This is a genomic window from Escherichia sp. 20412-1, assembly GCF_003027595.1.
In the GTDB taxonomy this organism is placed as follows: domain Bacteria; phylum Pseudomonadota; class Gammaproteobacteria; order Enterobacterales; family Enterobacteriaceae; genus Escherichia; species Escherichia marmotae.
This window is the reverse complement of the sequence record NZ_PYQM01000047.1, coordinates 14163-26346: the sequence shown is the minus strand read 5'-3', so window position 1 is coordinate 26346 and position 12184 is coordinate 14163. Positions and strand designations below refer to the sequence as shown.

Below are 12184 nucleotides of genomic sequence, written 5' to 3'. Positions count from 1 at the left end.
AGTGCCCACACAGATTGTCTGATAAATTGTTAAAGAGCAGTTGCGACGCGGCTTTCAGCTCACTGTCGCGAGGTGGCGTATATTACGCTTTCCTCTTTCAGAGTCAACCCTGAATTTCAGGATTTTTCTCCGTGTCGTTCCGACCATCTTGTGAAGTGTTTCACGTTGTCGTCTCAACGGAGGCGCATTATAGGGTTCCCATTTTTTTGCACAAGTACTTTTTTGATCTTTTTTTCTGTTTGTTGTTTTTTCAGCCTTTTTGCTGCATTCGCATGCAAAATGGCGCATTTTTACATAGCAAAACACTTGCTTAAGGCTAATAAAGCACCCAAAGTCATAGTTAAATCATTTTTCGCTGAGGTAAGTATGTCTGACGCTCTACGCCCATACCGGGATCTTTTTCCACAAATCGGTCAACGAGTCATGATCGACAGCAGTAGTGTGGTTATTGGTGATGTTCGTCTGGCTGATGATGTGGGGATCTGGCCGCTCGTCGTGATTCGTGGTGATGTGAATTATGTTCAGATTGGCACCCGAACGAATATACAAGATGGCAGTGTCCTACACGTGACCCATAAATCGACGGCCAATCCTCAAGGTAATCCATTGATCGTGGGGGATGATGTTACAGTTGGGCATAAAGTCATGCTTCATGGATGCACCATTGGGAATCGTGTACTGGTTGGGATGGGCTCAATTTTACTTGATGGCGCTGTAATAGAAGATGATGTGATGGTTGGAGCGGGTAGTCTGGTCCCACAAAATAAACGCCTGGAGAGCGGATATCTGTATCTCGGTAGCCCCGTCAAACAGATCCGCCCGTTAACTGATGAAGAAAAATCTGCGTTACGCTATTCAGCTAATAACTACGTGAAATGGAAAGACGAGTATCTGGATCAGGGTAACCAAACCCAACCTTGATCATCTTCGCCTTGATCCTGAATCAAGCTTTCAGCTTCTTCTTCCAGATCCCAGCGATGTTGACGAAAATTCGCTAACCAATGTTCTGGCGTATCTCCGGCAAAACGATGCGCCAGACTCTCACCAGTAATCGCACAAGTCAATTGCATACCATTCACAATAGCAGGAAAACATACGCATTTTTTACTCTCGCTCCACTCTTCCCTGTCTGGAAACTGGATTGCCTGATTCACGCGGACAGCTCCTGTTGCAATTGTTTAATGACCGGTTCCACGTCGGGCAGAACACCATGCCAAAGAAGGAAAGCATGCGCTGCCTGCGCCACCAGCATTCCTAAACCATCAGCATTACGCTTTGAACCGTGCTGCTCACACCATACCAGAAAAGGCGTTTTCCCTTTCTGGTAGAACATGTCATAACAACTAATTCCTGGATGAATGAGTGATTCCGGAATCGCCGGAACATCGCCACTAATACCACTGGATGTCGCATTAATAATGAGATCGAACTCGTGCCCCTCCAGTTCGTCCATGCTCAAGGCCTGAACACTACCAGTATGCGCAAATAATTTAGCCAACTCTTCCGCGCGAGAAACCGTTCGGTTAGTGATTGTCACCGCACAATCCAGAGAAAGAAGTGGCAGTAACACACCCCGAGATGCCCCACCAGCGCCAATGAGCAAAATACGCAAGCCGGGGCGGATAAAAGACAGGCGTTCCAGATCGCTTAACAAACCTACGCCATCAGTATTGTCACCCAGCAGGCGTCCATCTTCTAACCGCTTGAGTGTATTAACCGCCCCAGCCAACGCCGCCCGCTCAGTAAGTTCATCTGCTCTGGCAAAAGCTTCTTCTTTAAAAGGCACCGTCACATTCGCACCTTTACCACCAGCACTAAAGAAAGCATTCAATGTGTTGATGAAATCATTGATTGGCGCCAGTACGCGTCCATAGGGATGTTCAATATTCAGTTGCTGTGCAAATTGCTGATGAATGAATGGCGATTTGCTGTGGGCTATCGGATTACCAAAAACAGCATAGGCTTGCATCATGTTACCCCTGTCGAAACAGTTCACCCGTCAGGGCATCGCGAATTTCTGAAGGATTTAAACGACCGCCCGTTTCACCTGGCACAATCGGGAACTCCGCACCAAATTGTCTGCGAACTTCTTCTACTGTTCGACAGGGCGGCAACCCACTCAAGTTGGCACTGGTAGAAACCAGCGGTTTACCATAAGCCTCGCACAAAGCAACCACCAACGGATGGTCGGTGACTCGGACAGCAAGCGAATCAAAGCACCCTGTCAACCAGCGCGGCGTTGCCGCAGACGCGGGAAAGACAAAGGTGACAGGACCTGGCCAGCGAGAAAAAATGGTTTCACGCTGCGCGTCCGTCAGCATGCTGTCATCAATATAAGGTTTGAGCTGCTCGTAACTTGCCGCGATTAAAATCAGCCCCTTATCAACCGGACGCTGTTTTAACTCCAACAGTCGCATTACTGCTGTTTCACTATCAGGATCACACCCGACACCGAAAACGGCTTCCGTTGGGTAAGCGATGACTCGTTCTTCATTGAGGACATCTACCGCAGTCGCGATAGCATCTTCTTGCAGGTTATTATTCACGTTATTATTCCGCCGAAACCGGCTTTCCACATTGTTTACTGGCACAGAAATGTTTTACACCCTGCGCGGTTTTCTTTTCGATGAGTAGCGGATAGTGACACTCAGGACACTCACCGGCTATAGGTTTGAAGTTAATAGCAAATTGACACTCCGGGTAGCGATCGCAGGAGTGAAACGTTTTACCATAACGAGAGCGGCGCTGGACCAGATGGCCCGTCCGACATTGAGGGCATGTAATTGTCGTTTCGTCCGGTTTATCGATAATTTCGGTATGCTCGCATTCAGGGTAGTTACTGCAACCAATAAACATACCGAAGCGCCCCTGACGTAACACAAGGTTTGCGTCACATACAGGGCAAACCTGCCCCTCCAGAACTTTGACAACATGGCCGTCCGCAGATGATTTCAGGGGACGGACATAGTCACATGCCGGATACTGTGAACACCCGAGAAACGGCCCATGTTTCCCGGATCGAATAACCAATTCAGCCCCACACTTTGGACAGGACTCATTATTACGCACCGTGAACAGTGCTGATTTTGCCATAACAACTTATGCTGAATTAAAGAAATGATTAATGCAGCATACCTTCATTCACCTCAAAGAGTAATTCTTCCATTTGCTGGTACGCATTTTCGCAGCCCGGAATGTTGAACAACACCATCAGGATCACCCATTTCAGATCTTCCAGGTCAAACTCCGCGGTATCCAGCGCGAGCACTCGCTCTATCACCATTTCACGAGTTTCAAGGTTGAGCACCTGAATCTGCTCGAGGAAAAGCAGGAACCCACGGCAACTGGCATCCAGTCTTTCACACTCTTCCGGGGTGTAAATACGCATGGAAAGAGGATCAGAGGCCAGTTGCATCGGCTCTGCCAATCCTTCCTGATAATCCGCAAGCTTTTCCAGCCAAAGCAGGGCATTGTAGATATCTTCTCGATCGAATCCTGCGTCGGTAAGATCCTGTTCAAGTTTGTCTTGATCCACACGTAACTCGGCTTCAGTGTGAATATAGGTTTCAAACAAATACATTAGTACGTCGAACATGGCATGCCCTCCTCAATCGGACATAGCCGCCGGGTACTGCTGCGATCCACCCTGCTAACTCCAGTTCGAGTAGTTGAGTAACTACCTCTAGCACAGGTTGGCCGGCACGTTCAGCGACGACGTCAACAGGTGTTACCTCATCTCCTACGTTAGCCAGGAGCTCAGGAAATGGCAATGCCACATCTTCGTGATCTGGTGAATAAAATGAATTTTCAGGAGCATCTGGCAACCAGTGCAATCCATATTGCAAATTTTCCAGAATTTCCTCCGGTTCCGTCACAAGAATCGCACCTTGTTTAATGAGCCAATGGGGCCCTTCACTACCGGGGCTACCTAATGGACCGGGTAAGGCAAAAACTTCACGCCCCTGCTCAAGCGCACAACGCGCAGTCACCAGTGAACCACTGCGCAAAGCCGCTTCCACCACCAGTACCCCTTTACTTAGACCACTTATAATGCGATTTCTTCGCGGAAAATTATAAGCAAGAGGTGGAACATCGAGAGGAAATTCCGAGACGAGAGCGCCGCCATGTTCAAGCAGACTGGTAGCCAGTCGGGCATGGCGACGAGGATGAATGGTATTGAGTCCATTCCCCAGTACAGCAATACTGACGCCATTCACCTGCAATGCCGCTTTATGCGCCACTCCATCAATTCCACGCGCCAACCCGCTGGTAATTGTTACACCTCGCACCGCCAGCGACTCGCAAAACAGCCGCCCCCAGCGTTCGCCATACCATGAATGTGCCCGACTCCCCACTACGGCAAGCTGAAATGATTGCAACGCGTGCAACTCTCCAGCAACAAACAGTACGCCGGGGTAATCTGTCGTCGCAAGAAGTTGAGGAGGATAAAATTCGCTGTCCGCAGGGATTAAATGATGGTTTGGTTGTTCCAGCCAACGGCGTGAACTTTCGATACTCTTCTGCGAAAATGAAAGAAAGCGTTGTGCCTGCCGCAATGAAAGTCCTGTTTGCTGCAATACAACAGCATCAATATGCGGCTGTTCTACCAACCAGTGAGCAATACGAACCATATCATCGCCGTACAAGGTACTCACACTCATCAGACGCAGCCAAATTTCTGTGTCGACCATCCTTATCATCCCCTTGCCATAAGCAGCCTTAGCAATCTTTGCGATTGGTCAGTGATGCTGTCAATCAGAGGGGGATTTGTCTAGAATAGAAGAAATAATCTTTCTAACTCCTGAACACATCTCTGGAGATTTATGTCAGTTTTGCAAGTGTTACATATTCCGGACGAGCGGCTTCGCAAAGTTGCTAAACCGGTAGAAGAAGTGAATGCAGAAATTCAGCGTATCGTCGATGATATGTTCGAGACGATGTACGCAGAGGAAGGTATTGGCCTGGCAGCAACCCAGGTTGATATCCACCAACGTATCATTGTTATTGATGTTTCGGAAAACCGCGACGAACGGTTGGTATTAATCAATCCGGAGCTTTTAGAAAAAAGCGGCGAAACAGGCATTGAAGAAGGTTGCCTGTCGATCCCTGAACAACGAGCTTTAGTACCGCGCGCAGAGAAAGTTAAAATTCGCGCCCTGGACCGCGACGGTAAACCATTCGAACTGGAAGCAGACGGTCTGTTGGCAATCTGTATTCAGCACGAGATGGATCACCTGGTTGGCAAACTGTTTATGGATTATCTGTCACCGCTGAAACAACAACGTATTCGTCAGAAAGTTGAAAAACTGGATCGTCTGAAAGCCCGGGCTTAAGGATAAGAACTAACGTGTCAGAATCACTACGTATTATTTTTGCGGGTACACCTGACTTTGCAGCGCGTCATCTCGACGCGCTGTTGTCTTCTGGCCATAACGTCGTTGGCGTGTTCACCCAACCAGACCGACCGGCAGGACGCGGTAAAAAACTAATGCCCAGCCCGGTCAAAGTTCTGGCTGAAGAAAAAGGTCTACCCGTTTTTCAGCCCGTCTCCCTGCGTCCACAAGAAAACCAGCAACTGGTCGCTGATCTGCAGGCTGATGTCATGGTTGTCGTTGCCTATGGTCTGATTCTGCCCAAAGCCGTGCTGGAGATGCCGCGTTTAGGTTGCATCAATGTTCATGGTTCGTTGCTGCCACGCTGGCGCGGTGCCGCCCCGATTCAACGCTCGCTGTGGGCGGGCGATGCAGAAACCGGCGTAACGATTATGCAAATGGATGTCGGTTTAGACACTGGCGACATGCTCTATAAGCTCTCCTGCCCGATTACCACAGAAGATACTAGTGGTACGTTGTATGACAAACTGGCAGGGCTTGGTCCACAAGGGCTTATCGCCACGCTGAAACAACTGGCAGACGGCACGGCAAAACCGGAGGTTCAGGACGAAACACTTGTCACTTACGCCGAAAAGTTGAGTAAAGAAGAAGCGCGTATTGACTGGTCGCTTTCAGCAGCGCAGCTTGAACGCTGCATTCGTGCTTTCAATCCCTGGCCGATGAGCTGGCTGGAAATTGAAGACCAGCCTGTTAAGGTCTGGAAAGCGTCGGTCATTGATACGACGACCAAAGCTGCGCCAGGAACGATCCTTGAAGCCAACAAACAAGGTATCCAGGTTGCAACCGGTGATGGAATCCTGAACCTGCTCTCGTTACAACCTGCGGGTAAGAAAGCGATGAGCGCACAAGACCTCCTGAATTCTCGTCGGGAATGGTTTGTTCCGGGCAACCGTCTGGCCTGATAGTCCACTCTTCTAAGCCCGGTCTTGCCGGGCATTTTTATTTTTATACTTATGAAAAAACAACGTAATTTACGTAGCATGGCGGCCCAGGCCGTTGAACAAGTCGTTGAGCAAGGGCAATCATTAAGCAACATTCTGCCACCGCTCCAGCAAAAAGTTTCTGATAAAGATAAAGCACTTCTGCAGGAGTTGTGTTTTGGCGTACTGCGTACGCTATCACAGTTAGACTGGCTGATTAATAAGTTAATGGCTCGTCCGATGACTGGCAAACAGCGGACCGTGCATTACCTGATTATGGTTGGTTTGTATCAACTGCTTTATACCCGTATTCCACCTCATGCCGCGTTGGCCGAAACGGTTGAAGGCGCAGTCGCAATTAAGCGTCCACAACTTAAGGGGTTGATTAATGGCGTGTTACGCCAGTTCCAACGTCAGCAAGATGAGTTATTAGCTGAGTTTAATGCCAGTGATGCGCGCTATCTGCATCCATCCTGGCTATTAAAACGTCTGCAAAAAGCATATCCAGAGCAGTGGCAATCCATCGTCGAAGCCAATAACCAACGCCCGCCAATGTGGCTACGCGTTAACCGTACACATCATTCCCGCGATAGCTGGATTGCACTTCTGGAAGAAGCTGGCATGAACGGCTTCCCACATGCGGTTTACCTGGATGCAGTACGCCTGGAAACACCCACGCCTGTTCATGCACTACCCGGTTTTGAAGAAGGATGGATCACCGTTCAGGATGCATCGGCGCAAGGTTGCGTAACTTATCTGGATCCACAAAACGGTGAGAATATTTTAGACCTCTGCGCCGCCCCCGGCGGTAAAACAACGCATATCCTTGAGGTGGCACCAGAAGCGCAAGTTCTGGCGGTTGATATTGACGAACAGCGCCTCTCTCGCGTTTACGACAATTTAAAACGTCTCGGTATGAAGGCAACCGTGAAACAAGGTGATGGTCGCTATCCTGCACAATGGTGTGGTAGCCAACAGTTCGATCGCATTTTATTAGATGCACCTTGTTCCGCTACCGGTGTGATTCGTCGCCATCCGGATATAAAATGGCTGCGTCGCGATCGCGATATTGCCGAACTGGCTCAGTTACAGGCAGAAATCCTCGATGCCGTCTGGCCGCATCTAAAATCAGGTGGAACGCTAGTTTATGCCACCTGTTCGGTGTTACCGGAAGAGAATAGCCAACAGATTAAAGCCTTCCTGCAACGCACTGAAGATGCAATGCTTTGCGAAACAGGAACACCAGAGCAACCGGGTAAACAAAATCTGCCCGACGCCGAAGAAGGTGACGGCTTCTTTTACGCTAAGCTAATTAAAAAGTGATGAGATAACGGGTCGCGACTGATGAAAATTATCATTCTGGGTGCCGGCCAGGTTGGTGGCACGCTGGCGGAAAACCTGGTAGGCGAAAATAACGATATTACCGTTGTCGATACCAATGGTGAGCGTCTGCGGACCTTGCAGGATAAATTTGACCTGCGAGTCGTTCAGGGTCATGGCTCTCACCCACGGGTCTTGCGAGAGGCCGGTGCCGATGACGCCGATATGCTGGTTGCAGTAACCAGTTCAGATGAAACCAATATGGTTGCCTGTCAGGTAGCCTACTCGCTTTTCAACACCCCTAACCGTATCGCTCGCATCCGTTCACCAGATTACGTCCGGGATGCCGATAAGCTCTTTCATTCAGACGCTGTACCAATTGATCATCTGATAGCACCAGAGCAGTTGGTTATCGATAATATTTACCGGCTGATTGAATATCCCGGCGCATTACAGGTGGTGAACTTCGCAGAAGGCAAAGTCAGCCTGGCAGTAGTCAAAGCCTATTATGGCGGCCCGCTGATTGGTAATGCGCTTTCGACCATGCGCGAGCATATGCCACATATCGATACCCGTGTAGCGGCCATCTTCCGTCACGATCGCCCCATTCGTCCACAAGGATCAACCATCGTTGAAGCTGGCGATGAAGTGTTCTTTATTGCCGCTTCGCAACATATCCGCGCAGTGATGAGTGAATTACAGCGCCTGGAAAAACCGTATAAACGCATTATGTTGGTTGGTGGCGGTAATATCGGTGCCGGGTTGGCGCGTCGACTGGAAAAAGATTACAGCGTCAAACTCATCGAACGTAATCAGCAACGTGCCGCCGAGCTGGCAGAAAAATTGCAAAATACGATCGTCTTTTTTGGTGATGCATCAGATCAAGAACTGTTGGCCGAAGAACATATTGATCAAGTTGATCTGTTCATCGCCGTCACCAACGATGACGAGGCCAATATCATGTCGGCCATGCTTGCTAAACGCATGGGTGCGAAAAAGGTAATGGTATTGATCCAGCGTCGCGCTTATGTGGATCTGGTTCAAGGAAGCGTGATCGATATTGCGATTTCACCGCAACAGGCAACCATTTCTGCGCTACTCAGTCACGTACGAAAAGCAGATATCGTTGGTGTTTCCTCATTACGCCGCGGTGTAGCTGAAGCTATTGAAGCCGTTGCTCACGGGGATGAAAGTACTTCTCGTGTTGTCGGTAGGGTTATAGATGAAATTAAACTGCCGCCGGGAACAATTATCGGTGCTGTGGTTCGTGGAAATGATGTCATGATAGCCAATGATAATTTGCGCATTGAGCAAGGCGATCACGTGATTATGTTCCTGACAGATAAAAAGTTTATTACCGACGTTGAACGCCTCTTCCAGCCAAGCCCTTTCTTCTTGTAATTCATGAGGCGTCTTGTGGCGCCTTATTATTTCCTTTTGTTTTTCAAGGTTTAATTAAATTCATTCCTGACAGGAAAATGGCTTAACATTTGTTAGACTTATAAATGTCAGCTTCATAGGGAGAATAAGATGAGCATTATTAAAGAATTTCGCGAATTTGCGATGCGCGGGAATGTGGTGGATTTGGCTGTGGGTGTCATTATCGGTGCGGCCTTCGGTAAGATTGTCTCTTCACTGGTTGCCGATATCATCATGCCGCCGCTAGGTTTGTTAATTGGTGGGATCGACTTTAAACAGTTTGCTGTCACGTTACGCGATGCGCAGGGGGATGTACCCGCTGTTGTCATGCATTACGGTGTCTTCATTCAAAACGTATTTGATTTTCTGATTGTTGCCTTTGCCATCTTTATGGCGATTAAGCTAATCAACAAACTGAATCGTAAAAAAGAAGAACCGGCAGCGGCACCAGCACCAACTAAAGAAGAAGTGTTACTGACAGAGATTCGCGATTTGTTGAAAGAGCAAAATAACCGCTCTTAACAAATGCCTGAAAGCAGAAGGCCAGTGGTAAAAAAGTGATTTACTTTCTTGCCACTGGCCTCCCAGTTATTCCGGTTACCCTGTTTGCCTTTACGCATGTAACTTCCTTTCCCTTTCTTATTTTTCTCAACTCGTTGTCTGAACAAGGGATCATGCAGTAATGCTTCAATCGCATTATCCTTTATCTGCCCTTTAGTATGCTGATATCGACTCATAAAAACTCCTGTTGGTTATTTAACCGCGCGAGTGTAATCCTGCCAGTGCAATAAATCAACAGCCTGTTTTCACACCACTTGCACCTTGCTCAAGAGCTTCGAGAATTGAGCAATAAACGCTGCTATGGGCTGTTCCGCAGCAGGCATCATTAAGTCGTTGCAGTGAACGTTGCATACTCTGCAACTCAGCTATTCGTGCTTCCACTTCCTGTAGTCTTTCCTGCACAATGCCTTTTGATTCCTGGCAGGTATGATGTTCAGGATCGATACGGATCGACAACAACTCACGGATCGACTCAAGACTAAAACCGAGCTGTCTGGCATGCCGAATAAACTTCAAACGTCGGAGATCGCTTTCGGTATAAAGACGAAAACCACCTTCGGTACGTACTTCATGATCCATCATCTGCTGCTTTTCATAATAACGAATAGTGTCAGGCGTCACTTCCGCCAATTTTGCCAGCTCACCAATGCGATACATAAACGCTCTCTCAGTTGTCATTAATTTTATTCAGAAGCTTACCTGCATATTCGCCATGTAAAAATTCTGTGCTCAAACCTGCTTGTCGCAGTTTTAACTCTAGCAAAGATAACCTGCGGCTAACTTCCTGATATTGTGGATCGTCCTGACGAATGCTTTTAAGAATATCCAGAAGCTGAATTGCTTCCCTCCGCTGCTCAAGTTCTGGCGGTAAACAACCGGCATTCTTCAACAAGCGATACCCCGCACGTAATTCCGGTGGCACATGGGAATCATCATCCAGTATCAATGGTTCGCCGCTACCTGGTAGGTTATCAAACTCACCTTTCGCTTGCGCTTCTGATATATGGCGCTCTGCCCACTGGTCAAGTAACCACATAAATACTCCAGGGGATGAACAAAAAGAGTACAGCTATTGTAGATAAGTGGGGATGCGACGGGTATAAAAAAACCCGCCGGGGCGGGTTTTTTTACGTTGCTTCAGATTACTCTGCAGCAGCTTCTGCTTTCGATTCAGAACGATCAACCAGCTCGATGTATGCCATCGGCGCGTTGTCGCCTGCACGGAAGCCACACTTCAGAATGCGAGTGTAACCACCGGCGCGGCTCGCGAAACGCGGGCCCAGCTCGTTAAACAGTTTTGCCACGATCTCGTTATCACGAGTACGGGCGAATGCCAGACGACGATTAGCTACGCTATCAGTCTTGGCAAGAGTAATCAGCGGCTCAACTACGCGGCGCAGCTCTTTCGCTTTAGGCAGAGTCGTCTTGATGATTTCATGACGAACCAGTGAACCTGCCATATTGCGGAACATAGCCTGGCGATGGCTGCTGTTGCGGTTCAGTTGACGACCACTCTTACGATGGCGCATGACCTTATCCTTCTCAGTAAAACCTTAACCTGTGATCCGGTTACTCGTCAGCGATGCTTGCCGGTGGCCAGTTTTCCAGGCGCATGCCCAGAGACAGTCCACGGGAAGCCAGCACGTCTTTAATCTCAGTAAGAGATTTTTTACCAAGGTTAGGCGTTTTAAGAAGCTCAACCTCGGTACGCTGTACCAGATCACCGATATAGTGGATAGCTTCTGCTTTAAGGCAGTTAGCAGAGCGGACAGTCAATTCCAGATCGTCAACAGGGCGCAGCAGGATCGGATCGAACTCTGGTTTCTCTTCTTTCACTTCCGGCTGACGTACATCACGTAAGTCAACGAAAGCTTCCAGTTGTTCAGCCAGAATGGTTGCCGCACGACGAATCGCCTCTTCAGGATCGATTGTGCCGTTGGTTTCCATTTCGATGACCAGCTTGTCCAGGTCGGTACGCTGTTCTACACGCGCTGCTTCAACATTGTAGGCAATACGCTCTACAGGGCTGTAGCATGCGTCGACCAGCAGACGGCCGATTGGGCGCTCATCTTCTTCCGAATGAATTCGGGTAGAAGCCGGCACATAACCACGACCGCGCTGAACTTTGATACGCATGCTAATAGACGCGTTCTCATCGGTCAGGTGGCAGATCACGTGCTGCGGCTTGACGATTTCGACATCACCGTCGTGGGTGATATCGGCTGCAGTCACAGGGCCAATGCCAGATTTATTCAAGGTAAGAATAACTTCATCTTTGCCCTGAACTCTCACCGCCAGCCCTTTCAGGTTGAGCAGGATTTCCAGGATATCTTCCTGAACGCCTTCTTTGGTGCTGTACTCATGTAGTACACCATCAATCTCAACCTCGGTCACCGCGCAACCCGGCATCGATGAGAGCAGAATACGGCGCAGTGCGTTACCCAGAGTATGGCCAAAGCCACGCTCTAAAGGCTCAAGGGTCACCTTGGCGTGCGTCGAACTCACTTGCTCGATATCAACCAGGCGCGGTTTTAGAAACTCTGTCACAGAACCCTGCATTGTGTCCTCTCT

The 12184-nt window shown here is 48.8% G+C and carries 17 protein-coding genes; 6 read left to right on the top strand and 11 right to left on the bottom strand.

Annotation, left to right across the window (positions count from 1 at the left end; genetic code table 11):
* Window positions 1-366 precede the first annotated feature (366 nt).
* Window positions 367-921 carry a gamma carbonic anhydrase family protein gene (locus C7B16_RS21030; protein WP_001278230.1) on the top strand — a complete coding sequence of 185 codons (555 nt, stop codon included), beginning with the start codon at window positions 367-369 and terminating at the stop codon, window positions 919-921.
* On the opposite strand, the gene C7B16_RS21025 is transcribed toward C7B16_RS21030, so the two are convergent.
* From C7B16_RS21025 to dprA, 6 genes are read right to left on the bottom strand one after another with little or no spacing between them, the layout of a single operon-like run.
* Entirely contained in the window at window positions 897-1154 is a 258-nt protein-coding gene (locus C7B16_RS21025) for a DUF1488 domain-containing protein (RefSeq protein WP_001070589.1), read from the bottom strand. The two genes, C7B16_RS21030 and C7B16_RS21025, sit on opposite strands and share 25 nt — an antisense overlap.
* A complete protein-coding gene (aroE, locus tag C7B16_RS21020; RefSeq protein WP_024191913.1) occupies window positions 1151-1969 on the bottom strand; it encodes a shikimate dehydrogenase in 819 nt (272 codons plus the stop codon). The genes C7B16_RS21025 and aroE overlap by 4 nt, the downstream gene beginning before the upstream one ends.
* 4 nt (window positions 1970-1973) lie before the next feature.
* Complete coding sequence (gene tsaC, locus C7B16_RS21015; protein WP_001517198.1) at window positions 1974-2546, bottom strand: L-threonylcarbamoyladenylate synthase type 1 TsaC; 573 nt, start codon at window positions 2544-2546, stop codon at window positions 1974-1976.
* 4 nt (window positions 2547-2550) lie between these two features.
* Window positions 2551-3093, bottom strand: coding sequence for a type I DNA topoisomerase (locus C7B16_RS21010; RefSeq protein ID WP_001517199.1), 543 nt, complete (start codon window positions 3091-3093; stop codon window positions 2551-2553).
* A gap of 28 nt (window positions 3094-3121) precedes the next feature.
* On the bottom strand, window positions 3122-3595 hold the full coding sequence (gene smg / locus C7B16_RS21005; RefSeq protein ID WP_000460672.1) for a DUF494 family protein Smg: 474 nt from the start codon (window positions 3593-3595) through the stop codon (window positions 3122-3124).
* Window positions 3567-4691 carry a DNA-protecting protein DprA gene (dprA, locus tag C7B16_RS21000; RefSeq protein WP_107180092.1) on the bottom strand — a complete coding sequence of 375 codons (1125 nt, stop codon included), beginning with the start codon at window positions 4689-4691 and terminating at the stop codon, window positions 3567-3569. The genes smg and dprA overlap by 29 nt, the downstream gene beginning before the upstream one ends.
* Window positions 4692-4823: 132 nt before the next feature.
* Here dprA and def point away from each other — a divergent pair, with 132 nt between their 5' ends.
* From def to mscL, 5 genes are all read left to right on the top strand, one after another.
* Window positions 4824-5333 (top strand): peptide deformylase, encoded by a 510-nt coding sequence (gene def / locus C7B16_RS20995; RefSeq protein WP_000114984.1) that lies wholly within the window; start codon window positions 4824-4826, stop codon window positions 5331-5333.
* A 14-nt stretch (window positions 5334-5347) separates the two neighbouring features.
* On the top strand, window positions 5348-6295 hold the full coding sequence (fmt, locus tag C7B16_RS20990) for a methionyl-tRNA formyltransferase (protein WP_016249270.1): 948 nt from the start codon (window positions 5348-5350) through the stop codon (window positions 6293-6295).
* Window positions 6296-6346: 51 nt separating this feature from the next.
* On the top strand, window positions 6347-7636 hold the full coding sequence (gene rsmB / locus C7B16_RS20985) for a 16S rRNA (cytosine(967)-C(5))-methyltransferase RsmB (RefSeq protein WP_000744787.1): 1290 nt from the start codon (window positions 6347-6349) through the stop codon (window positions 7634-7636).
* Between the two features lie 21 nt (window positions 7637-7657).
* Window positions 7658-9034, top strand: a complete 1377-nt coding sequence (gene trkA, locus C7B16_RS20980) for a Trk system potassium transporter TrkA (protein WP_000691382.1) — start codon at window positions 7658-7660, stop codon at window positions 9032-9034.
* 129 nt (window positions 9035-9163) lie between these two features.
* Window positions 9164-9574 (top strand): large-conductance mechanosensitive channel protein MscL, encoded by a 411-nt coding sequence (gene mscL, locus C7B16_RS20975; protein WP_000022446.1) that lies wholly within the window; start codon window positions 9164-9166, stop codon window positions 9572-9574.
* Here the strand turns inward: mscL and arfA are convergent.
* The 5 genes from arfA to C7B16_RS20950 all read right to left on the bottom strand — a co-directional run bounded on the left by arfA (window position 9571) and on the right by C7B16_RS20950 (window position 12172).
* Entirely contained in the window at window positions 9571-9789 is a 219-nt protein-coding gene (gene arfA, locus C7B16_RS20970) for an alternative ribosome-rescue factor ArfA (protein WP_000092705.1), read from the bottom strand. The two genes, mscL and arfA, sit on opposite strands and share 4 nt — an antisense overlap.
* A gap of 55 nt (window positions 9790-9844) precedes the next feature.
* Window positions 9845-10270 (bottom strand): Zn(2+)-responsive transcriptional regulator, encoded by a 426-nt coding sequence (gene zntR / locus C7B16_RS20965; protein WP_000285595.1) that lies wholly within the window; start codon window positions 10268-10270, stop codon window positions 9845-9847.
* Window positions 10271-10280: 10 nt separating this feature from the next.
* Complete coding sequence (locus tag C7B16_RS20960) at window positions 10281-10649, bottom strand: DUF1992 domain-containing protein (RefSeq protein ID WP_000266523.1); 369 nt, start codon at window positions 10647-10649, stop codon at window positions 10281-10283.
* Window positions 10650-10755: 106 nt separating this feature from the next.
* Window positions 10756-11142, bottom strand: a complete 387-nt coding sequence (rplQ, locus tag C7B16_RS20955) for a 50S ribosomal protein L17 (RefSeq protein ID WP_001216372.1) — start codon at window positions 11140-11142, stop codon at window positions 10756-10758.
* Between the two features lie 40 nt (window positions 11143-11182).
* Window positions 11183-12172, bottom strand: coding sequence for a DNA-directed RNA polymerase subunit alpha (locus tag C7B16_RS20950; RefSeq protein ID WP_001162094.1), 990 nt, complete (start codon window positions 12170-12172; stop codon window positions 11183-11185).
* Between the last annotated feature and the right edge of the window lie 12 nt (window positions 12173-12184).